The sequence below is a fragment of the Hymenobacter koreensis genome (assembly GCF_039541855.1).
Taxonomy (GTDB): domain Bacteria; phylum Bacteroidota; class Bacteroidia; order Cytophagales; family Hymenobacteraceae; genus Solirubrum; species Solirubrum koreensis.
On the sequence record NZ_BAABHA010000002.1, the window covers coordinates 232,253 to 254,405 of the forward strand.

Here is a 22,153-nt window from a genome sequence, read left to right on the forward strand (position 1 = left end):
GGGGTATAGTAACTCGCCACGGTTTCAGCTTACCGTGTGTTGTTCTCATGGAAATTTCGCTTACCACTCCTGCGCTGCTGTTCCCGGCCCTTTCGTTGCTGCTATTGGCCTATACCAACCGCTTTATGGCTTTGGCAAACCGCGTGCGGGCACTTAAGTCGCAGTACGCCGAAAGCCACCGGGCACAGCACCTGCTGCAAATCCGCAACCTGCGACGGCGCCTGGTAATAGTGCGCAACATGCAGGCCGTGGGCATTGGCAGCATGTTTGGCTGCGTGCTGTGCATGTTTTTGCTTTACGCGGGCTTTGCCGACGCTGCTAAGGTGCTGTTTGGTGCCAGCTTGCTGGCGCTGCTGGTGTCGCTGGGCATGTCGCTCTGGGAAATTCAGATTTCCGTAGACGCCCTCAACATCGAGCTCGACGACATGCAGGAAGATGCCTCGACTTAGTCCAGCGGCATGGGCTCGGTTTTTCCGGCTCCTGTACGCAACTCGCCGGCGGGCTTTTCTCGCAGCTGATACAATACACTTTCGGCCACGCCGCGCCCAAATAGGCAAATGCCGGCGTTAAACACGCCCAGGGCCACCGTGCCGGCGGCCACCCATTGCCCGGTAGGCGCGCCCTCTTGCTTAAGGGCCGTAGCCCACTGCACCAGGCACGTACCGAAACCGATTACCATTAAGCCGCTGGGGGCAAACGTGAGCCACTTGGTTTTGTGAGTCATAATAAATGGGGGAAAACCGGAGGTGGGGAAGAAACCAACGTATCGGACTTCCCAGCTAAACCGCTTCGGAAGCCTGCAGGTTTTTCTTACGTACAAGCGGGCCAAGCGGTAACGCTACCTTTACGCCGCCGCCGTAGCCTGCGGGCCCGCGCACCTTTTCCCGTATACTTTCCGTTGCTTATGTCTGCTCCCGCCTTTCAGCGCCTGCTCGAACTCACCTTCGGCCCCGACAACACCGATTACCTCTCGCCGGCCGACTACGACGCCTACCTCGATTTTGAAGAAGCCCGGCCCGCCGACCAAGCCTTTCGCTTCGAGCGGGTACGCCTGCTGGTGGCCATGAGCCTGCTGAAGGCCCTCTCCGACCTCGGTGACCACGACGACAGCCGCAAAGTGCTGGAGGTGCTGCATCGCGCCTTGCAGGCCCGCACCACGGCCGAAATCGACGCTGCCATTACCAAAGACGCCCAGCGCTTCGAGAAGCTCTACACCGATTTGTACGTGAATGACGACGGCGGGCAGCTGCTGCACCTTTTCGAGCAGACTCTGGAAGCCGACACCGAAGCCGCCATGGCCCACACCATCGACGACGCGGCCGAACTGGTACAATCCCTCGACTTTACCGCCCCTCACGACGAAGACGAGGACGAGGATTAGTCCGCCTTGCTTAGGCCGTCTTGGAAAGTAGCGGTGCTGTTCAAAAGCATTTGCTTTTCTTTAAGCGGATTCTATTCTCACCCGCTTATTTCCTTCGATGGAACACGATTATACCGCTTCACCTACTGGACTAACCCTTAGCCAGACCGACCAGCAGCACTTATCCGACACCCGGCGCTGGACTAAATTTCTGGCAATTGTTGGCCTTGTTTTGTCGGGCTTTATTATTCTGGCCGGGGCCTCGTTTGGCCTGTTTAGCTCGGCCATATCCGGCAGCTACCAAGGCATGGGGGCCGTTGGCTTGGTGGCGTACTTGCTACTAGGTTTGGTGTACCTCATTCCGTGTGTGTACCTGCTGCGTTTCAGTTCCAGCCTGGGCACAGCGTTGCGGGAGCAGGACCAAAACGCCCTTACTCATGCCCTGTCCAACCACAAGTCGTTTTACAAGTTCATCAGCATATTCCTCATCGTTACGTTGGTCTTCTACGCCTTGGCTTTGGCAGGACTCCTGTTATTCAACCCCGCGCAATACTGGCGCTAGGAAGGCCCACTCCGGTTGTGCCGACGACGTGTAAAGCCGAACGAACCCGGCCCATGGAGCACAGCAAATGCTTAGGGCCCGGTGACTTGGTTTAGCCCGTTAACAAAAAACCGCTCCAGTTACCTGGAGCGGTTTTTTTGTTGTCACGACAGAACTTGAATTAATAACCCGGATTTTGCGGCAGGGCGTTGTTCAGGTTGATTTCGTATTGCGGAATTGGCAGCACGCGGGTTTGATCGGTAGCCGGCACGTTATTAATGGTGCGGCTGGTCCGGCGGTAATCATGGATGCGGAATCCCTCAAAAGCCAGCTCTAAATCACGCTCCTGGAGCACTTCGTTCAGGGTTACGGAACCTAGTGGGGTGGCATCGGCCCGTAAGCGCAACTCGTTAATGTCGCTGAGCGGCGCAGCCCCGACGCTCGTACCTAAGCGGGCGTTGCCCTCGGCCCGAATCAGGTACATTTCGGCCAGTCGAATTACGGGAATATCCTGAGCGGGGTCGTTCCATTTAAAGGAGCGACGCACGTTGGCGCGCACGGCGTCGCCTAAGTAAATCAACCCTTCGCCAATAACGGGCTGTTCCCCGCGCTTATCGTTGGCCCCGTACTGGCCCGCAAAAGCGGCCGAAACGGCCACATCGGCGCGGCCCTGAAAGCCCACCGATTTGCCCGAATAAAACGTGGCCAGGCCGTCGTTGGCGGTACCGGCGTTGTTTTGCTCGTTCTGCAGCACTTCAAACAGCACCTCCGCGCTGCCACCACCGGTAAAGGCATCCAGCACCGAAGGGTTCAAGGTGGCGCCGCTGCCGTTGATAACCTCGTTGGCAAGGTCGCGGGCGCGGGCGTACTCGCCCAATTGCAAGTGCACGCGGGCTAAAAGGGCTTTGGCGTCGTACTGATCGAAACGGCCGGTTTCGGCTTCTTCCGGCAGCTTGGTGGCGGCTGCGTTCATGTCGCTCAGAATTTGGTCATAAACTTCGCGTACCGTGGCGCGGGGCAGCTTTTGCGAGGCATCGGCTACCGTGCTATTGGCCTTGGTAACCACAGGGACACCCAGGTTACTGGTAATGCTGGGTTGACCGTACAGGCGTACCAACTCAAAGTGCATTAGGCCACGCATCAGCAGCATCTCCCCCTCATACTGGTCGCGCAGCGCGGTTTGGGTGAAGGTTACGCGGGGCAAAGCTTCCAGTACCAGGTTGGCAATGTTGATGGAGCGGTATGCCTCGCGCCAGGTGCGCAGCGCATCGGCGTTAACCGTGGTAATCTGCGCCTGGGTCATTTCGCGGTACGACTGAAACGTTCCCTGCCAGGCCAGGTAGCCGGTTGAGGCCAGCAAGTCGGGCAGCAGAATGAGGTTGGTACCGTAGAGGCCCGGCGTGTACAAACGCGAATAAGCGCCGGTTACAGCAGTTTGAATGCCGGGTTGGTCGCTTAGGGCCGTGGTGGCATCAATGGACTGCTCGGGCTCGATGTCCAGCTTCTTGTCGCAGGATATGGTGAGCAGGCCCAAGCTTAGCAGTGCCGCCGTAGCGGCACGGGATACTATGTATTTCATGATTCGTTTGCTTCAGTGGGGATGGAACGAGCGGGCCTAAAAGCCAAGGTTTACCCCAAGCAGCCAGGTTTTAGCCAGTGGCGGCGTGTAAAAATCGTGGCCGAGCAGGTAGTTCGTCGCGGCGGCGTTCAAGCCCGAGGTGTTTACTTCCGGGTCGTAGCCTTCGTACTCGGTCAGGGTGAGCAGGTTCTGACCGGTGATGTAGATGCGCACGTTCTGCAAAGCAGCCTTGCTGGTCAAGGTTTTGGGCAGATTGTAGGCCAGGGTCAAGTTTTTGAAGCGCAGGAAGGAGCCGTCCTGAACCCACCGCGACGAAGCACTGGCGCCGTTGCCTTCCAGGAAGCGGGCTTGGGGCACGTTGGTTTCGTCACCGGGCTTCTGCCAGCGGTTCAATTGATCAACCGTTTGGTTGTCGAAATAATCCCCGTTTACCGACTGGTACAAGCCGGCAATGTTGTAAATCTCGTTGCCGTAGGTGAATTGGGTCAGCAAGCTCAACTCCAGGCCTTTGTAGGAAAAGGTGTTGGTAAAACCGCCCGTAAAGTCGGGGTTGGGGTTGCCTAGCTTCACCATAGTGGCCTGGCTGGGGCGGTTGGTGGTACCGCGGTTCCGGCTCCCGTCGGCGTTAAACGTATTCAGGTAGTACAGAGCGTCGCCGTTGTTGGGGTCAACGCCGGCGTACTCACGGCCCCAAAATACCCCAATGGGTTCACCTTCGCGCACCCGACCCAAATTGCGGGCCCCCGAAATCAGCTCTTGTCCGTCCAGGTCGGTTACTTCGTTGCGGTTAAAGGAAATGTTGAAGTTGGTCAGCCACTTAAACTCCCCGTCGATGTTACGCGTGTTCAATGACACCTCAACGCCCTTGTTGGTGAGCGAGCCAAGGTTACGCGGCACCAACTGATACCCGCCTGTGAAAGGCAACTGCTGATTGAGCAGTAGATCGGTCGTTTTCTTGTTGTACACGTCTACCTCGCCGCTAATACGGTCGTTGAGGAAACCAAACTCCAGTCCCAAGTTGGCTTGGGCCGTGTTTTCCCAAGTCAAAATGTTGTTGCCTAGTTGTGTGTTGGGGATAATCCCGGGGGCAGTTTGGTACTGGCTGCCGGTGTAAAGCGTACGAGCGGCGAAGTTGTCGATTTCGGCGTTGCCGGTCAGGCCATAGGAACCGCGCAGCTTCAGCAGGGAAATGACACTGTTGTTCTGCAAGAAGCTTTCTTCCGTAATGACCCAGCCAAGCGAACCAGCGGGAAAGTAGCCGTACTGGGTGTCACGACCGAAGCGGGACGACCCGTCGCGGCGGATGCTGGCCGATACCAGGTATTTGCTGCGGAAGACGTAGTTCAGGCGGCTAAACAACGACACGAAGGAATAGCCCGTGCCCGTGCTGGACGTACCGGCGGTAAAGCTGCCCGCCGAGGCAATTTTGCGGAACTGGTCGCTGGGAAAGCCGCGGCCTTCCGCTGCGGTCCGCTCGCTGTCGTAGCGCTGAAACGAGAAGCCACCCAATGCTTCCACGGTGTGGTCTTCGCCGAAGGTTTTGAACCAGGTAGCTGTTTGGTTAGTGGTGTAATTAATGGCTTGTACCTGGTTGCTGTAGCCGTAGCCCTGCCCGGCGGCATCGTTGGTGAAGCGGCTGTAGTAGAGCTCTTCGCGCAGGTTCAGGAAGTCGGCGCCGAACTCAGAGCGCAGTACCAGGCCCTTAATGGGCTCCACCGAAATCCAGCCGTTGCTGAACGAGCGGTAAGTACCGGAGCGGTTGGTGTTTCGAGCAATACCCACCAAAGCGTTTTCATACAGCAGATTGCGGTTAAAGCCCGTGGGGTCGGTGCTGTTAAACGGGCTCTGAATGGGCGGCAACGCGTTCAGCTGTATAGGATTAGTGAAGGCGTTGTCATCGGGCACACGGTCGTTTACCGATCGGATAAGCGACAGGTTCAGTCCTACTTTCACCTTATCCGTGATGGAGTGGTCGAAGTTCGTGCGTAAGGAGCCGCGACGATACCGGTTACCGATGATAATGCCTTCCTGGTCGTTATAGTTGCCGCTGAGGTAAAAACGCGTTTTGGCGTCGCCTCCGGCCACGTTGGCATCGTATTGCGTTACGCGGCCCTTGCGGAAGGCCAACTCATTCCAGGGCGTATCGTTGTTGGCGTTGAAGTCGCTGCCCGAGAAGAACTCGTATACATCGGCCGGGGTAGAAGTGGCGTCGAAAAAGTCGCCGTAATCGGCCAGCAGCGTGCTGTTGGGGTCGTTCAGCGAGTTTTGCACGGCTTCGCCAAACAGTTCGCGGTACTGGGCTGCGTTCAAAAACTTCCGGATGCGGGTAGCGCGGCTGGTGCCCCAGTAAGCCCCCACGTTTACGCGGGTCTGCCCCTGACGGCCCTTCTTGGTGGTCACGAGGATAACCCCGTTAGAGGCGCGGGCACCGTAAATGGCCGATGCGGCCGCGTCCTTCAGGATAGAAATGCTCTCGATGTCGTTCGGGTTGAGGTCGGCCAGCGGGTTGATGGCTTCATCGGCCGATGCGCCCACGTCCTGCGACGTGACAACGATGCCGTCGATGACGTATAGCGGCTGGTTGGAGGCCGTTACCGAAGAGGCACCCCGCACCCGAATCTGCACGCCCGCCCCCAGCTTACCCGAGCCCTGGTTGATTTGTACACCCGGCGTGCGGCCCTGAATGGCCTGCTCAAAGCTTACCGTGGGCACGTTTTCTACCTCGCGGCTGCCCACTTGGGTAATGGCTCCGGTTAGCTCACGTTTGGCTTGCGTGCCGTAGCCCACAATCACGGTTTCGCTCAGTTCCACGTTGCCGGGCGCCAGCTTTATAGTCAGGGTGGTTTGGTCGCCTACGGGCACGTTCTGCGTGCTATAGCCAATGGAACTGATAACCAACGTTGCTGAGGGCTGTACCGTCAGGCTGAAGTTACCGCTGGCGTCGGTGGCCGTACCGTTGGTGGTTCCTTGCTCGAGTACGGTTACGCCGGGCAAACCCGTTCCGTCGGCAGCGGCGGTTACCCGGCCACTCACGGTACGCGTCTGTGCCCAAGCGGCTGCCCCCAGCAGGAGGTAAAGCACTAATGAAAGTAAAAGTCTGTGTTTCATAACGGTAGCCTCGCGGCTAATTAAGGGTGAAAAAAGAGTGTGAAACATTGTAATTGACCACTCGCAAGGCCTGCGCTACAACGTACGACACCCGTACCAAAGCCCTAGTTTACAACTAAGCCAACATACGTAGGCAAGCCTACCATCTGTCGCACCAGAAAAAGCCCTGATAACAAGTTAGTCCCGTTCAGAATTTTATTTCCCTGCCTTGCTCATTTCGGTCCCTTTTTGATTGCCTCCACTCCGTTTCTACCTTTACCCACTTGGCAGCCTCTGCCATCCATTCTACCCTTGCTCGAATGCCCTTGGCTAATATCCATTACCTGACCACGCCCGAAGCCCTTTCGGCTGCCGTGGCCACCCTGCGTAGTGCCCCGCGTATCGCCGTCGACCTGGAGTTCGACGACATGCGCCACCGTTACGGCCGCAACTTAGCCCTCGTGCAGGTGTTCGACGGCCAACAGGTGTACCTCGTTGACCCCCTGCCCCTGCCCAACCCCGTGCAGGATTTGCGCCCGCTCTGGGACGTGTTCGAAGATCCGGCTGTGGAGAAAATCTTTCACAGCTGCCGCTCCGATATTTTGCTGCTCGACGAAGTGTACGGCGTGCACGTACGCAACATCACCGACACCAGCGTGCAGTATCAGTTGCTGGGCGAAGCCGACAACAACATTTCCCTCGGGCGCTTGGTGCAACAGGAGTTGGGGCTGGAGCTGGACAAAGGCGAGCAAAAATCAAACTGGCTCAAGCGCCCTCTCACCGAGGCCCAGCTGGAATACGCCGCTAACGACGTTATCTACCTTTTCGAACTGGCTGAACGCCTGACCGCCCGGCTGGAGTCGTTGGGCCGCAGCCAGTGGTCGGCCGAGGAAAGCGCCGCTTTAGAAGATGTGCGCTACCAGCGCGACGACCGGCCGTGGATGAAAATTGCGGGCCGCTACCGCATCAGCCACGACGAAATGCCGCTGTTCCGTGACTTGTACCTGCTCCGCGAAGAAGTGGCTCGCGTTATCGATCGGCCGCCCTACATGGTATTTGCTAACGACCGGCTTTCTGAGTTGGTACGCGAAACACCCAAAGGCCTGGCAGCTTGGAAAAACGCCCGTGGCTTGCACCCCGACCTCAAGCGCACGCCCTACATTGAACGGCTGACCTCCATGTCGCCGGGCGAGTACCAGCCCCTGCCCGACCCGCCCGCGCAGTATCCGGAACGGCGCTACCCGTCGCGCCGTCGCCTTACCGGCGCCGCTGCCGCCCGGGCCGATCAGCGCGAGCAGCAGCTCATGACCCTGAAAGCCCGCCTAGCCGATGATTACAACGGCTATGTGGCCAACTTGGTGCTGTCGAACCGCCTGATTGCGGAAATCGTGGAGCAAGGCGCATCCGAAGCGCTACGCCCCTGGCAGCAGCAATTGTTGCGCGAAACCAGCCAACGACATGGGCTTGACTTCGAAGAGTTGGCCCGTCCGCTCGATATGGCTACTAGTCGGCGGTAAAATGCCATTAGACTGCTTGTAACGCAACAACGCCCGGCCATATGGTCGGGCGTTGTGCTGTTTATGCGAGCGAACGGAGCTTTTTGCGCCAACTCTGCACGGCCCGCACTTGGTTCAATTAATGCCCGTGAAACTGCTCTTCTTCGGTAGAACCCACCAAAGCTGCCGTGCTGGACTGCCCGGCTGACACCACGTTCTGCACCGCATCGAAGTAGCCCGTACCCACGAACGACTGGTGCTTCACGGCCTTGAAGCCGTCTTTCTGGAGGGCAAACTCGCGCTGCTGCAACTGCGAATAACCAGCCATGCCCCGGTCGCGGTAAGCCAGGGCCAGCTCGAACATACTGGTGTTCAGGGCGTGGAAACCGGCTAGCGTGATAAACTGGAACTTGTAGCCCAGCGCGGCCAGCTCCTCGCGGAACGTCTCCATTTGCTCCACGCTCAGCTTCGAGGCCCAGTTAAACGAGGGCGAGCAATTGTAAGCCAGCAGCTTGCCGGGAAACTTGGCATGAATGGCTTCGGCGAACTGACGGGCTTGCTCCAGATCGGGGTGCGAGGTTTCCATCCAAATCAGGTCGGCGTAGGGCGCGTAGGCCAGGCCGCGGGCAATGCAGGCTTCCACGCCGTTGCGCACGCGGTAAAACCCTTCGGGCGTACGTTCGGCTTCCTGCAGCACGAAGGGTTTGTCGCGCGGGTCCACGTCGGCGGTGAGCAAATCGGCGGCGTCGGCATCGGTGCGGGCTACGATGAGCGTGGGTACGCCCATAACATCGGCTGCCAGGCGGGCCGAAACCAGCTTCTGCACGGCTTCCTGCGTGGGCACCAGCACTTTGCCACCCAGATGCCCGCATTTTTTCGCCGACGACAACTGATCCTCGAAGTGCACGCCCGCGGCGCCGGCTTCGATCATCATTTTCATCAGCTCGAACGCGTTCAGGTTGCCGCCAAAACCGGCTTCGGCATCGGCCACAATGGGTACCAGCCAGTGCACGTCGCCTTCACCGGATAAGTGCTGAATCTGGTCGGCGCGCAGCAGGGCGTTGTTGATGCGGCGTACCACGGCCGGCACGCTATCGACGGGGTACAGGCTTTGATCGGGGTACATGTGGCCGGCACCGTTGGCATCGGCAGCTACCTGCCAGCCGCTGAGGTAAATGGCATTCAGTCCAGCCTGAACCTCCTGTACAGCCTGGTTCCCGGTGAGGGCGCCCAAGCCCGCTACGTATTCCTGAGTGTGCAACTGCTCCCAGAGCCGCTCGGCACCCTGGCGGGCCAGCGAGTATTCGATACGGACAGAGCCCTGCAGCTTTACCACGTCTTCGGCGGTGTACGGGCGTTCAATGCCTTTCCAGCGGGGGTTGGTCGACCAGTCCAGGGAAATGGCGGCAATGCGTTCGGAGCGGTTCATGGCAGTGGTATTTTGGGTTATGAGAAAGAGAAGAAAAGGCAAAGCGGTGGCTGGCTGAGGCCTTTTTGAGCTTCAGCGCCGGGGTAATTTGGTTCGGGTTTAAGTGGCTGCGGGCCTGTGAGGCAGCTTCAGCAACGATGCCGGCACTGCGGCTTTATGGTGCGTTACCACGGCAGCCTGTGCGGCGCTACGGCAGCAGCTCGTAGGCGGGCAGGGTTAGGAAATCGGCGCAGTCGTCGGCGGTTACGAGCCGGTCGAAGAGTTGCACGGCGGGGCGGTAATAGGTTATATAGGTTTCTTCGCCCACTTCCTGCCGTAGGCGGTCTACCACTTCTTTCAGCAGTTCGCGGTACAACTCGTTAGTCACAGGGCGGCCATCGGTCAGCACGGTTCCGGGGGTGTGCAGCCACTGCCACACCTGCACCCGGGAAATTTCGGCGGTGGCGGCGTCTTCCATCAGGTTGTAGAGCGGCACGCAGCCGTTGCCGCTGATCCAGGCGCCGAGGTAGCGCACGGCCACATCAAGGTTTTGGCGAAGACCGGCTTCGGTAATGGTGCCGTGCGGAGCCTGCAGCAGCTCGGCGGCGGTAGGCAATGGTGCGCCGGAGCGAGGCTTGTTAATTTGATTGGCTTCGGGCATCAGGTCGTTGAACACTTCCAGCGCAATGGGCACCAGCGCGGGGTGCGCCACCCAGGTGCCGTCGTGGCCGAGGCGGGCTTCGCGGAGCTTGTCCAGGTGCACCTTGTCGAGGGCTACGGCGTTTTCGGCGGGATTATCCTTAATCGGGATTTGGGCCGCCATGCCACCCATGGCGTGCACGCCGCGGCGGTGGCAGGTATCGATAACCAAGCGTACGTAAGCGGCCATGTTGGGCACCGTCATGGTTACCTGGCTACGGTCGGGCAGGCGGTAGCGCGGGTTCGCGCCCAGGGTTTTGATGTAGGAGAAGATGTAGTCCCAGCGGCCGCAGTTCAGGCCGGCGGAGTGCTGGCGCAGTTCCCACAGAATTTCGTGGGTTTCGAAGGCGGCCGGCAGCGTTTCGATGAGCACCGTGGCTTTGATAGTGCCCTTAGCAATTTTCAGCTCCCACTGGGCAAACTCGAACACCTCGTTCCAGAGGCGCGCTTCGAGGTGGCTTTCCAGCTTGGGCAGGTAGAAATACGGGCCGGAGCCGCGGGCCAGCAGCTCGTGGGCATTGTGGAAGAAATACAGACCAAAGTCGAGCAGCGCGCCGCTCACCGGCTCACCGTCGACGAGCACGTGTTTTTCCTCCAGGTGCCAGCCGCGGGGGCGCACCATCAGCGTAGCCGTGGTAGGGTTAAGCTGGTAGGTTTTGGCGGGCGTTTCGAGGGAAATGGTGCGGCGCACGGCGTCGCGAAGGTTTATCTGGCCCTGCATCACGTTGTCCCAGGTGGGGGCCGAGGAATCTTCGCAGTCGGCCATGAACACCTTGGCGCCCGAATTCAGCGCGTTGATAATCATTTTCCGCTCGGTGGGGCCGGTAATTTCTACGCGGCGGTCGATCAGGTCTTCGGGCAGCGGGGCTACTTGCCAGTCACTTTCACGGAGCGACTGAGTTTCGGGCAGAAAATCGGGGAGTTTACCGGAGGCAATTTCTGTGCGGCGCTGTACCCGGCGCTGCAACAATTCGCGCCGCTTGCTTTCGAAGCGTCGATGCAGGGCTGCTACGAAAGCCAAGGCCGATGGCGTCAGGATTTCGGCGTAGGGGCCGCAAAAGTCGCCCGACACTTTCACGCGCTCGGGGCACAGGAACTCTACTTTGCTGCTTACGATGGGTTGATCGAGGGTTTCCATGGTGTTTGGGTCAGGTAGAAAGGCGAATTTCTGACCAAACATACGCAAGCGAATAATTTAAGTCAAGCGAATATTCGCTAATAATTACTTTTTCACCAAAAAGACTTTATTCTCTGCGCAACTATAGCTTTCGTTTATTTGCATATCAGCCACGAAAGACCTTCCCGTCCAGGGCACCATTTCATCTGATAAATCCATACCCGTGAGCCAGTGTCAATAGCTTGTCTTGGCCGCGTTTTGATCTGCTTCTATGATTACCCAAGCCCAGGTGGTACGCCTGATTTTTGGCCTGAAACTGCGGCAGCTGCGGCAGGAACGCGGCTTTACGCCAGCCGCGTTAGCGCAGGCCGTGGAAGTTTCGGTGTCGTACCTGAATGAGATAGAGAAGGGCAAGAAGTACCCGAAGGCCGATAAGATTCTGGCCTTTTCCCGTGCTCTGAGCGTGAGCTACGACGAGTTGGTGTCGCTGAATCTGGGCAAACGGTTGGCGGCGGTATCGGAGCTGCTGCAGTCGGAAGTGCTGCGCGAGTTTCCACTGGACATGTTCGGCCTCGACCCCAGCCGGCTGGTGGAACTCATATCGGACGCGCCCACGCGGGTTATGGCCTTTGTGAGTACGCTCTGGGAGCTGGCGCGCAACTACGAGGTGCGGCAGGAGCATTTTTACCTGGCCGCCCTCCGCTCCTACCAGGAGATGCACGAGAACTACTTCGACGACCTCGAAGACGCCGTGCGCAGCTGCGTGGCCCGGTTCCGCCTGCGTACCGATCCGCCTTTCGACCTGCACCAGCTGGAAACCCTGCTTACCACGGAATACGGCTACACCATCGACCGCGAAACGCTGGCCACGCGGCCCGAGCTGCAGAGTCTGCGTTCGGTGATGCAGCCGGGTCCGCGCCGCTTGTTGCTCAGCCCGCGCCTTACGCGCATTCAGGAGGCCTTCGTGCTCGGCCGCGAGGTAGCTTTTAATTACCTGGCGCTGAAAGACCGGCCGTATACCAACGTGCCGTCGGCCACGCCGGGCTCGTTCGAGCAGGTGTTGAACCACTTTCGGGCGTCGTATTTCGCGGTGGCGCTGCTTATGGAGGAAAGCGCAATGGTGGCCGATTTGCAGGCGTTCTTCTCGGCTCCGCGCTGGAATGCGGCTTTGTTGCTGGGCTTGCTCACGCGCTACGAGGCCTCGCCCGAAATGCTGCTGCAACGCGTAACTAACCTGCTGGCCCGGCACTTCGGCATCGGCAGCCTGTTCTTCCTGCGTTTCGACCAAGCCGCCGGTGACACGCGCTACCAATTGACCAAGGAGCTGCATCTTTCGCGCCTGCACAATCCCCACGGCAACGAGCTGCAGGAGCATTACTGCCGCCGCTGGGTGAGCTTGTGGCTGATGGAGCAGGCCAAACAGGCCGCCAGCCCCGGCCTGCGCGTGGCCGCGCAACGCTCCCGCTACTGGGGTACCACCGACGAATACCTCTGCCTGACCATTGCCCGCGTCGATGCCTCGGGCCACGCCACCAGCGTAACCGTGGGCTTGCCCGCCGATGACAACCTGCGGCAGAAAGTCGCGTTTCTCGACGACGAGGCCATTCCCACGCGCTGGGTAAACGAAACCTGCGAGCGGTGCTCTATTCCCGACTGTGAAGTGCGCGCTGCGCCGCCCGTAATTATTGCGCGCCAGCAGCAGCGCCGGGAATTGGCCGAGGCCGTGGCTGCGTTGGTACAGAGCAAGTAGCGCTGCTCGTTTTTCACCCCGAATACTTCGCTTTTGACTGCTAAAACAAGATCCTCTTCCTCCACCTGGCGCCGCGTGGGCTTCACGCTGCTGTTTTTGCTGGTGCTGTTAGGCGCCGCCGGCCTGTACGCAGCGTGGCGGGTGCTTTGGCGACCAAACGTGGTGACTTCGCCCTACGGACCGGCATACTTATACATCCGCACCGGCGGCTCGTTCCAGAATGTACTCGACTCACTACAGCGGCACGAACTGCTCGAGGAGCCGGCTACATTCCGCTGGCTGGCGGAGCGGCGTAACTATCCCGCTCGGGTGCTGCCCGGCCGCTACCGCTTGGATTTTGGCTTGGGTAACGAGGCGCTGCTCGACCGTTTGATGCGCGGGGAGCAAGACACTGTGGAGTTCGTGCTCGATGCATTCAAGTACAAGCCACAGCTAGCCCAGCAGATGGGCAAGCAGTTGGAAGCCGATTCCACGGCGCTACGACGCTTGCTCAACCGCCAAACCTGGCTGCAGCAGCAGTACAATGTAGATACCACCACCGTTCTAACCCTCTTTATTCCGGGCCGGTACCGCCTGCTCTGGAATACCTCGGCACCCCAGTTTGTAGATAGCCTGGCAGCACATCACCGCCGTTTCTGGGATGCTGAACGCCTGCGCCGGGCCGATTCGCTTAAGTTGTCGCCGGCCGAGGTGCACGTGCTGGCCAGTATTGTGCAGCGCGAAACGGCCAAGCCGGAAGACAAGCCCGTTATTGCCGGCGTGTACCTGAACCGCCTGCGCCGCGGCATGCGTCTGCAAGCCGACCCTACCCTGCTCTGGGCCATTGGCAACTTTGGCGTGAAGCGCGTGCTGAACAAGGATAAGCTGGTGGACTCGCCCTACAACACGTACAAGCACAAAGGCCTACCGCCCGGTCCCATTACCTCAGCCAACCGCCAGAGCCTGGATGCCGTGCTGAAGCCTGCCACCCACGACTACATATTCTTCTGTGCCCGTCCCGACGGCAGCGGCTACTCCGACTTCGCGGTAACCTATGCCGAGCATAAGCGCAATGCCCGCCGATATCAGCGTCGTTTGGATAGTCTCAGCATTAAACGCTAGGGCAGCTCAATCAACCGGAGCTGCACCGAATCCTGCGCGGCTTGCTGCTGCCGTTCCAGCGTGGCCTGGTAGCCAAGCCCCGTAAACTCGGAATGCTCCAGGTACAGCAGAGGCGAAATCAGCGGCTTTTCAGGCCAGGTTGCAACGGCGGGCAGGTTACGGAGCGAATCGAAAGCGGTTATGCCGGCCACGCGGTAATAATCGTCGAGCAACACGAAGCGGTAGCCTTGCCGGCGCAGTGCAGTTAGTTGAGTTAGCGTGTTTGCGGGAGCAACCGCAATGCCTTGTATCCGCGCAGATGGGGTAATGCTGATGCCGGCAGCGGTAACTACTCGCCTTACCTGGTGCTGGTGGAGCCAATCGGCCACTTGCGGATAATTGGAAGGCAGATACGCGTAAATCTGACGCTGCACCTGCCATACGTTATAGCCTATTGCCGCCAACAGCACTGCTATGCCCACCGCCCGAAACCAGCGTTGCAGCAGCAGCACGACCAGCGCATACAGCGGCACGTAGGCAAATAACAAACCGCGCGGCGCCTTAATCAGCAACGACATACCCGCCAGTGTACACGCGGCCCACACTAGCAGGTACGTGGCTACCGGGACTGGCCGCTGCCGAACTCCGCTGCTAAACCATACCAGCGCGGCGGCCAGTCCCGGTAGCAATAGCGGCGACTCGAAATCGGTGAGAAAACGCAGGTAGTAAGTAAAATCGACCTGCATGGTCCCCTGCCGGCCGGCGGCGTTGGCGGCAGCGGGAAACATAATAACGAAGTACACCGCCGGCCATCGGTACACCGGCACCCCCGAAACCGCCCACGCCAATACGCCCAGCACTACAAACGGGGTGGCCAGAAACAGCAGCACGCGCCACCAATGTCCGTTGCGCCACAACAAACCGTCGGACTGTTGCCACTCCAGTACCGCCAGAATGGGCACCGTGAGCAAGAACTTGTAATTGATGCTGAGTCCGAACGCCAGCCACACGGCCGTACGCAGCAACGTGGCCCGCGACGGTTGCTGCAGCCGCTGCCAGTGCGCCCGCATAAGCCCAGCCAGGGCCAGCAGGCTCATGGAACTCATGGTAAAGTCGCGGCCGGAGAAGGTGAGAAACACCGAGGAACCGGCCAGTAGCGTCAGAAGCGCGGTTTCGGGGCCGGGCAGGCGGGCAGCACGGGCAATCCAGTGCGCAAAAAGGCCGAGCGCGGCTACGGCCAGCAGCGCGTTCAGCACGAGGTACAGGCGGTAATCGGTGCTGAGCCAGGCTACGGGCGCGTAGAGCAAGTAAAAACCTGGACTGCCGTGATGGAAAAGGTGCGTGAGGTCGAAGCCCGCCACTTCCTGCACAATCTGCCAGTTCCGCACCGAGTCGAAATCGGGCAGCGGGGCTTCGGGCAAACGCCACAGGCGTAGCGCGGCCACGGCAGCCAAGGCCGGCAGCAGCCAGCGCAGCACGTGTGGGGGAGCAGAATGCGAAGTGTAAACCGGCTGCACGGGCCGAAGATGGGCAATTGCTGCCTTTCTTTGCTTCCTCATCACCCCAAATGGCTCAAATATGCGAGTGGTAGTGCAGCGCGTCAGCGAAGCGTCGGTTACCGTGGAAGGCGAAATTACCGGGCAAATTGGCCCCGGCCTGCTGGTACTAGCGGGTTTCGCCCCCACCGATACGGCCGCCGACCTCGACTGGATGGCCCGCAAGCTGGTGCAGCTGCGCATTTTCTCCGACGAGGACGACAAGATGAACCGCTCGGTGCAGGACATTGGCGGCGAACTGCTTGTGGTTAGCCAGTTCACGCTTCTAGCCGACGCCCGCAAAGGCAACCGCCCTAGCTACATTGGCGCCGCGCCGCCGCCCGTGGCCATTCCGCTCTACGAGCAGTTCGTGGCCTTGCTCGAACGCCTCATGGGTCGGCCCGTAGGCACCGGCCGCTTCGGCGCCGATATGAAAGTGTGCCTACTCAACGACGGCCCCGTTACCATTGTCCTCGATTCACCCCAGTAATTCATCCCGCCGCCATGACCATTGAAGAAGCCCAAAAAACCGTCGACCAGTGGATTCAGACTACCGGCGTGCGGTATTTCAACGAGCTAACCAACATGGCCATGCTCACCGAGGAAGTGGGCGAAGTGGCCCGCATTATTGCCCGGCAGTACGGGGAGCAGTCCTTCAAAGCTTCCGACCGCGACAAAGTGCTGGCCGATGAGTTAGCCGACGTGCTATTCGTGGTGATTTGCCTCGCCAACCAAACCGGCGTAAACCTGACCGAAGCCCTCCAGCGCAACCTGGAAAAGAAAACGCAACGCGACGCCACTCGTCACCAGGAAAACGAGAAGCTGAGTTAGTCGCTGCGCTGGTTGAATCAGGCGTTTTGCAGCTGCCCTTGCTTAACAAATGGCACGAGGCGGTCGGCTTGCCAGATGGGCAGCGTAGCGGGGTATTCGTCGAGGCGCAGGCAAAACTCAAAGTCCTTGTTGGCTTCGAGGGAGTTTAGGCGGCGCACGTGCGAGGATTGCAGCAGGTAAGCGTGTAAATCGGCTTTGGCTTGCTGCCAGAGGTGCAGTGCGGCCAGCGTAGCATCGGAAGAAGCCACGTCGAAAGTATCGGCGAGGCGTTCGGCTAGGGCGCCGCCAAACACGGTATCTTCCAGGCAGAACTTTCCTTTCCAGCCGGCGCAGACCACCACCACATCCTTCTGCTGCACCTGCGCGAAATCGACTACGGCCTGCAAGTTTAGGAAGGCGCCTACCACCACGGCATCGGCCGATAAGGAGCGACGCAGGGCCAGCGTACCGTTAGTGGTGCTAATGGCAACGGCGCGCCCGCGCACAGGCAACACACCATCCAGGTAACCGAAAGGTGAGTTGCCGAGGTCGAAGCCTTCGGCGGCGCGGCCATCACGCTCGGCGGCGGTGAGGCAGCCGTGCTCCTGGCCCAGGGCCGCGCATTCGGCTAGCTCGGCCACAGGAAAAACATGCGTAACGCCGTTTGCTAGCGCCGTGACAATGCTGGAAGTAGCGCGCAGAATGTCGACCACCACAGCCACTTTGCCTTTCAGGTCATAAAGCGGCAGCAGTTCCGGCGAGAAACAGATATCAACGGTGGGCATGAAACGAATATAGAAAAGGTCATCCTGAGCGAAGCGAAGGACCTTACCACGCGTGGTAAGGTCCTTCGCTTCGCTCAGGATGACGGACAAATTACCAACTCAAGATTACTCTTCGGTGCCTTTCACAAACGGCAGCTTGCTGACTGTGGCCGGCAGGTTTTTGCCGCGCACCTGCACGAAAATCTGGCTGCCGGGCTGGCTGTACTCCGTTTTCACGTAGCCCAGGCCCACGCCCTTGCCCATAGAGGGCGACTGCGTGCCCGAGGTAACCTCACCGATGGTTTCGCCGGCTTCGTTTACTAGCGGGTAGTGGCTGCGCGGAATGCCGGCGGCATCCATCACAAAGCCCACCAGCTTGCGGGTTACGCCCTGTTCCTTCTGCTGCTTGAGGGCGGCGGAGTTGGTGAATTCCTTGGTGAATTTGGTAATCCAGCCCAGGCCGCCTTCCAGCGGGGAGGTTTGGTCGTCGATATCATTGCCGTAGAGGCAGTAGCCCATTTCCAGACGCAGCGTGTCGCGGGCACCCAGGCCGATGGGCTTCAGGCCGAAGGGCTGGCCGGCTTCCATGATTTTGTCCCACACCTGTTTGGCGTGCTCGTTGGGTACGTACAGCTCGAAACCGCCCGCGCCGGTGTAGCCGGTGGCCGAAATGATAACGTCCGGCGCGCCGGCGAAGTCGCCCTGCACGAAGGAATAGTACGGAATGCTCTTCAGGTCGGCGCTGGTTAGGCTTTGCAGGGCGTCGGCAGCTTTGGGGCCTTGCACGGCAAACAGGCTCATCTCATCCGACACATTCTGCATGTCGGCACCCTGGGTGTTGTGCTGGCTGATCCAGTTCCAGTCCTTGTCGATGTTCGAGGCGTTTACTACCAGCATGTAGTCCTCGTCGGCCAGCTTGTACACCAGCAAATCGTCCACAATGCCGCCTTCGTTGTTGGGCAGGCAGGAGTATTGGGCTTTGCCGTCGGTCAGTTTGCTGGCGTCGTTGCTGGTTACCCGCTGAATGAGGTCGAGGGCATGGGGGCCGCGCACCCGGAACTCGCCCATGTGCGACACGTCGAAAATGCCCACGGCGCGGCGTACGGTGTGGTGCTCGTCGAGGTCGGAGGAGTAGCGCACGGGCATGTTGTAGCCGGCGAAGGGCACCATTTTGGCACCAAGTTGCTGGTGCACGTCGTTGAGCACGACGGTCTTCAGGTCGCTCATAAAACGGGATGCGTGAAGTAGAATGGGGAAAAGCACGACTGCGAAGCCGCGCCGCAAAAGTAGCCAATTCGGGCGGGCGCGGCACAGTCTCTATCTTTGCAGGACTGCTGCCCGCTTTTATAGCTTTTTCGCCTCTGCCCTGCCTGGGTTCGGCTGTTTTTAGATTATAAACCGCCGAATGGCCCCCGACGAAATAAAGCGTGAATTTGACGCCGCCCGGCTCAAGCACGTCGTATTTAAATCCAAGCTACGTTCGTTTTTATACGGCAGCCGCACCGCCGAAACCCCTATTCGGGATGCGCATGTATGCTCTTTCGGGCAGTGGCTGGAGCAGGTAGGGCTTCCGCGCTTTGGGTATTTGCCCAACATGCAACACCTCGACCGCCTGCATACCAGAATGCACACGGTGGCAGGCCAACTCATGGATCTGCACGGCACCGGCGAAACCGACAAAGCCATAGCCGGCCTAAGCCAAATAAACGCCATGGCTACCGAACTGCTGAGCTTACTGGACACTTTAGAAGCGGAGTTGCGTACAGAGGGCCACTAACCTGCTCTCGTGCCGCCACTCTCTTCGATGAAGCTGAAGCTTTCTACTCGCCTGTTTCTGGGATTTTCGGCCATTGCTCTGCTGTTCGTGGCAGTGGTGTTTGTCAATTACCAACTCTCGCGCAGCGTGCTGCGCAACTCCCAGCGCATTGCGCAGTCGCAGAACCGCACGGCCCAATCTACGCGGATGTTGCGCAGCGTGGTGGACATGGAGGCCGGTTTCCGGGCTTACCTGCTCGTGGGCAACGAGCGGCTGCTCGACTCTTATTACGAAGGCGAACGGCAGCTATTGGGGAGCTTTGCCACCCTCCGAAACGAGTTTTTGCCCGACGACCCGCAGTACCAGCGCCTACTCCGCGCCCAAAAGCTGTACGAGCAATGGTCGGCGTACTCGCACTTGCTGGTGGCCGAAAAACGGGAAGCCCGCCTGCGAAACCCCAAGCAGGAAGGCCTCGATGGCATGGAGCACCGCAACCTGGCCGCCGACCTAACCGGCAAGCGGCTCATGGACCAGATTCGGGTGCTGTTCCGCGGCTTCGACCGCTCTGAGTTAGCCTCGCGGGAAAAGCAGCGCGACAAGCTGGCCGACAGCATTCAGCAAACCCGCGTGCTGTCGGTGGTGCTGGCGCTGCTGGCCTTGCTGGTTGGTCTGTTGAGCGCCTTATTTCTGGCCCGGCTACTCTCACGCCGCATCAGCACCATGGTGGAGCTAGCGCAGCGCATTGCCAAGGGCGATTATAACGTGCACGTTACCGACCCCGAACAGGACGAACTGAGCGAGCTGGCCGCCTCGCTGAACTCCATGGCCGGCACCATTGGCACCACCATTGCCCAGCTGGAGCGTCGTAACCAAGAGCTCGATCAGTTTGCTTACGTGGTGTCGCATGATCTGAAAGCGCCGCTGCGCGGCATCGAAAGCGCCTCGCGCTGGATCGAGGAAGACATGAGCCAGGAGCTGCCGGCCCATATTCAGGAGTTTCTGGTGCTGATGCGCGTGCGCGTGCACCGCATGGAAAACCTGATCAGCGGTATTCTGGAGCTGGCGCGCATCGGCCGCGTGGAGCAACTCGACGAGCGGGTGGACGTGCGTGAACTGCTCACCGAAATTGTGGACGTGCTCAGCCCGCCCGAAGGCTTTCGAATTCAGTTTCCCACGTACCTGCCCGTTATTCTGGCGCCGCGCGTGGAGCTGCACCAAGTATTCAGCAACCTGCTCAGCAACGCGCTTAAGTATCACCACGAGCCCGAGAAAGGTATGGTGCGGATTCAATACCGCGAAACGCCCACCGAGTACGTGTTTTCCCTCACCGACAACGGCCCCGGCATAGCTCCCGAATACCACGAGCGGGTGTTCGTCATTTTCCAAACCCTCACCGAGCGCGACACCCTGGAAAGCACCGGCGTGGGACTGGCCATCGTTAAAAAAATTGTGGAGCGCCACGGCGGCTCTATTACCCTGAATTCATCTGAGGGCCACGGCGCCACGTTCACTTTCACCTGGCCAAAAATGTCGGCGGCGGCCCCAGCCCTTGCCCGCAGCGGCGGCGCCAAATAACATTTTGGAGCCGCACTCCCGTATACCCCTGACTTACCCTCGTCTTTCCCTCCTTGCTATATGTCCTCTGATGCTCCTACTGCCGCTGGTATCCTGTTGGTCGAAGACGACCAGATGGACATCATGAACGTGCAGCGCGAACTGCGCAAACACGATATAAACGTTCCTCTGCACATAGCCCGCAACGGCCGCGAAGCCCTTTCATTGCTGCGCGGCGAAGGCGGAAAATCCCCCATTCCCAAGCCCAACGTGGTGATGCTCGATGTGAACATGCCGCGCATGAACGGGCTGGAGCTGCTCGAAAATCTGCGCTCCGACCCCGAGTTCGTGGGCCTGAACGTGTTCATCATGACTACCTCTGACCTCGAATCGGACCGGCTTAAGGCTCAGCAGCTGGCCGTAAGCGGCTACATCATCAAGCCCCTGAACTTCGACCGGTTTGGCGAAGGCGGCTCTACCGTCGACGGATTCAGTTTGTTCCTCGACCTGCTGCGCCTGAAGGAACCGCAATAAGTTACCTCATGGCACCAAAACGCCCCGGCCGCCCGCTGACTGTTCAGCGGGCGGCCGGGGCGTTTTGGTGCAGGGGCCTACAGTAACCGAAACCCCATGCGGTGGTGCGGCGTTGGCCCGTGCGCACGAATGGCGGCCCGGTGCTGGGCGGTAGGATAACCCGCGTTCTGGGACCAGTTGTACTGCGGGTATTCCGCGGCCAGGGCGCACATGCGGTCGTCGCGGAAGGTTTTGGCCAGCACCGAGGCCGCCGCAATGTGCAGATACAGCCCGTCGCCGCGCATGATGCAGGTGTGTTCGATGCCAGCGTAAGGCTTGAAGCGGTTACCGTCGACGAGCAAATGCGTGGGCGTTATCCTGAGGTCGGTCACGGCGCGGTGCATGGCCAGGTAGCTGGCTTGGGCGATGTTGTAGGCGGCTATTTCATCGGGCGAGGCTTCGGCTACGGCCCAAGCCACGGCCTCGCGGCAAATGATTTCCCGTAACGCCTCGCGCCGCTTGGCCGAGAGCAGCTTGGAGTCGGTGAGGCCGGCAGGGGCGAAATCGGGCGGTAGAATGACGGCGGCGGCAAAAACGGGCCCGGCCAGGCAGCCGCGGCCGGCTTCATCGAGGCCGGCTTCAAGCGGCTGACCGGTAAAAGAGGCTAGTAGCATACGTGCGACAAAAGTAGACCCGATCCTTTTGTACCCCGGCAGGCAGCCCGCAGTTTCTGATGCCCGCTTACACGAAAAACCGCCTCCCCGCAGTGGCAGGAAGGCGGTTGTATATCGAACAGCAAGCCGAGCTAGTGCTTGCCGGCGGTGCTTCCGGTAATGTTCTGGTCTGGTTCGCCGCGACGCTGGCCCTGGCTGTCACGCGGGCCTTCGTCCAGTTCGCCGTCTTCGTCGGTGGACATGTATACGTTAGTGGTCGGCCCCAGGCCGCCCGTTTGCTTTTCCAGTTCGGCCTCTACTTGCGCGTGCTTCAGGTTGAAGAGCGGGTCACTAGGCTGTTGTTCTTTGTTTTGGTTGGAGGCTTTTTGGTTGTTGGCCATAGTAGTGCGGCGCCGGTCGGGATGGTAAGCGGCCGGCATACCTCAAGGTA

At 59.6% G+C, this 22,153-nt stretch carries 21 protein-coding genes; 11 read left to right on the top strand and 10 right to left on the bottom strand.

Annotated features, from left to right (window positions below):
• The first annotated feature begins 47 nt into the window (after positions 1-47).
• Positions 48-449, top strand: coding sequence for a DUF2721 domain-containing protein (locus tag ABD903_RS03900; RefSeq protein ID WP_345221580.1), 402 nt, complete (start codon positions 48-50; stop codon positions 447-449).
• On the opposite strand, the gene ABD903_RS03905 is transcribed toward ABD903_RS03900, so the two are convergent.
• The gene (locus ABD903_RS03905) at positions 446-724 is read right to left on the bottom strand and encodes a hypothetical protein (RefSeq protein ID WP_345221582.1); all 279 of its coding nucleotides are present in this window, start codon (positions 722-724) and stop codon (positions 446-448) included. The two genes, ABD903_RS03900 and ABD903_RS03905, sit on opposite strands and share 4 nt — an antisense overlap.
• Before the next feature lie 180 nt (positions 725-904).
• Here ABD903_RS03905 and ABD903_RS03910 point away from each other — a divergent pair, with 180 nt between their 5' ends.
• Together ABD903_RS03910 and ABD903_RS03915 are read left to right on the top strand one after the other, a co-directional pair.
• Positions 905-1,381 carry a hypothetical protein gene (locus ABD903_RS03910; RefSeq protein ID WP_345221584.1) on the top strand — a complete coding sequence of 159 codons (477 nt, stop codon included), beginning with the start codon at positions 905-907 and terminating at the stop codon, positions 1,379-1,381.
• 97 nt (positions 1,382-1,478) lie between these two features.
• A complete protein-coding gene (locus ABD903_RS03915; RefSeq protein ID WP_345221585.1) occupies positions 1,479-1,922 on the top strand; it encodes a DUF5362 family protein in 444 nt (147 codons plus the stop codon).
• A gap of 160 nt (positions 1,923-2,082) precedes the next feature.
• Here the strand turns inward: ABD903_RS03915 and ABD903_RS03920 are convergent, their stop codons facing one another.
• Together ABD903_RS03920 and ABD903_RS03925 are read right to left on the bottom strand one after the other, a co-directional pair.
• The gene (locus ABD903_RS03920) at positions 2,083-3,480 is read right to left on the bottom strand and encodes a RagB/SusD family nutrient uptake outer membrane protein (RefSeq protein WP_345221586.1); all 1,398 of its coding nucleotides are present in this window, start codon (positions 3,478-3,480) and stop codon (positions 2,083-2,085) included.
• A gap of 36 nt (positions 3,481-3,516) precedes the next feature.
• Positions 3,517-6,561 carry a SusC/RagA family TonB-linked outer membrane protein gene (locus tag ABD903_RS03925; protein ID WP_345221588.1) on the bottom strand — a complete coding sequence of 1,015 codons (3,045 nt, stop codon included), beginning with the start codon at positions 6,559-6,561 and terminating at the stop codon, positions 3,517-3,519.
• Between the two features lie 326 nt (positions 6,562-6,887).
• On the opposite strand from ABD903_RS03925, the gene ABD903_RS03930 reads away from it, so the two are divergent.
• Positions 6,888-8,084: a ribonuclease D gene (locus ABD903_RS03930; RefSeq protein WP_345221590.1), complete on the top strand. Its 1,197-nt coding sequence runs from the start codon at positions 6,888-6,890 to the stop codon at positions 8,082-8,084.
• 118 nt (positions 8,085-8,202) lie between these two features.
• Here the strand turns inward: ABD903_RS03930 and aceA are convergent, their stop codons facing one another.
• Positions 8,203-9,492 carry an isocitrate lyase gene (gene aceA / locus ABD903_RS03935; RefSeq protein WP_345221591.1) on the bottom strand — a complete coding sequence of 430 codons (1,290 nt, stop codon included), beginning with the start codon at positions 9,490-9,492 and terminating at the stop codon, positions 8,203-8,205.
• A 187-nt stretch (positions 9,493-9,679) separates the two neighbouring features.
• A complete protein-coding gene (gene aceB / locus ABD903_RS03940) occupies positions 9,680-11,308 on the bottom strand; it encodes a malate synthase A (protein ID WP_345221593.1) in 1,629 nt (542 codons plus the stop codon).
• A gap of 250 nt (positions 11,309-11,558) precedes the next feature.
• Here aceB and ABD903_RS03945 point away from each other — a divergent pair, with 250 nt between their 5' ends.
• On the top strand, positions 11,559-13,037 hold the full coding sequence (locus ABD903_RS03945; RefSeq protein ID WP_345221595.1) for a helix-turn-helix domain-containing protein: 1,479 nt from the start codon (positions 11,559-11,561) through the stop codon (positions 13,035-13,037).
• 33 nt (positions 13,038-13,070) lie between these two features.
• Positions 13,071-14,138, top strand: a complete 1,068-nt coding sequence (gene mltG / locus ABD903_RS03950; RefSeq protein WP_345221596.1) for an endolytic transglycosylase MltG — start codon at positions 13,071-13,073, stop codon at positions 14,136-14,138.
• Here mltG and ABD903_RS03955 read toward each other — a convergent pair.
• Complete coding sequence (locus ABD903_RS03955; protein ID WP_345221598.1) at positions 14,135-15,595, bottom strand: hypothetical protein; 1,461 nt, start codon at positions 15,593-15,595, stop codon at positions 14,135-14,137. The genes mltG and ABD903_RS03955 overlap by 4 nt on opposite strands.
• Positions 15,596-15,695: 100 nt before the next feature.
• Here ABD903_RS03955 and dtd point away from each other — a divergent pair, with 100 nt between their 5' ends.
• Positions 15,696-16,142, top strand: a complete 447-nt coding sequence (gene dtd / locus ABD903_RS03960) for a D-aminoacyl-tRNA deacylase (RefSeq protein ID WP_345221600.1) — start codon at positions 15,696-15,698, stop codon at positions 16,140-16,142.
• A gap of 14 nt (positions 16,143-16,156) precedes the next feature.
• Positions 16,157-16,483 carry a nucleotide pyrophosphohydrolase gene (locus tag ABD903_RS03965; RefSeq protein WP_345221602.1) on the top strand — a complete coding sequence of 109 codons (327 nt, stop codon included), beginning with the start codon at positions 16,157-16,159 and terminating at the stop codon, positions 16,481-16,483.
• A 17-nt stretch (positions 16,484-16,500) separates the two neighbouring features.
• Here the strand turns inward: ABD903_RS03965 and ABD903_RS03970 are convergent, their stop codons facing one another.
• Together ABD903_RS03970 and gcvT are read right to left on the bottom strand one after the other, a co-directional pair.
• Positions 16,501-17,247, bottom strand: coding sequence for a 2-phosphosulfolactate phosphatase (locus tag ABD903_RS03970; protein ID WP_345221604.1), 747 nt, complete (start codon positions 17,245-17,247; stop codon positions 16,501-16,503).
• Positions 17,248-17,352: 105 nt separating this feature from the next.
• Positions 17,353-18,453 carry a glycine cleavage system aminomethyltransferase GcvT gene (gene gcvT, locus ABD903_RS03975; RefSeq protein WP_345221605.1) on the bottom strand — a complete coding sequence of 367 codons (1,101 nt, stop codon included), beginning with the start codon at positions 18,451-18,453 and terminating at the stop codon, positions 17,353-17,355.
• Between the two features lie 178 nt (positions 18,454-18,631).
• Between gcvT and ABD903_RS03980 the strand changes: the two genes are divergently transcribed.
• From ABD903_RS03980 to ABD903_RS03990, 3 genes are read left to right on the top strand one after another with little or no spacing between them, the layout of a single operon-like run.
• On the top strand, positions 18,632-19,003 hold the full coding sequence (locus ABD903_RS03980) for a CZB domain-containing protein (protein ID WP_345221607.1): 372 nt from the start codon (positions 18,632-18,634) through the stop codon (positions 19,001-19,003).
• A gap of 9 nt (positions 19,004-19,012) precedes the next feature.
• Positions 19,013-20,557, top strand: coding sequence for a sensor histidine kinase (locus ABD903_RS03985; RefSeq protein ID WP_345221608.1), 1,545 nt, complete (start codon positions 19,013-19,015; stop codon positions 20,555-20,557).
• A 60-nt stretch (positions 20,558-20,617) separates the two neighbouring features.
• The gene (locus tag ABD903_RS03990; protein ID WP_345221610.1) at positions 20,618-21,070 is read left to right on the top strand and encodes a response regulator; all 453 of its coding nucleotides are present in this window, start codon (positions 20,618-20,620) and stop codon (positions 21,068-21,070) included.
• A gap of 77 nt (positions 21,071-21,147) precedes the next feature.
• Here the strand turns inward: ABD903_RS03990 and ABD903_RS03995 are convergent, their stop codons facing one another.
• Together ABD903_RS03995 and ABD903_RS04000 are read right to left on the bottom strand one after the other, a co-directional pair.
• Positions 21,148-21,723, bottom strand: a complete 576-nt coding sequence (locus ABD903_RS03995) for a ribonuclease HII (protein ID WP_345221611.1) — start codon at positions 21,721-21,723, stop codon at positions 21,148-21,150.
• 131 nt (positions 21,724-21,854) lie between these two features.
• Positions 21,855-22,142 (bottom strand): hypothetical protein, encoded by a 288-nt coding sequence (locus ABD903_RS04000; protein ID WP_345221613.1) that lies wholly within the window; start codon positions 22,140-22,142, stop codon positions 21,855-21,857.
• Between the last annotated feature and the right edge of the window lie 11 nt (positions 22,143-22,153).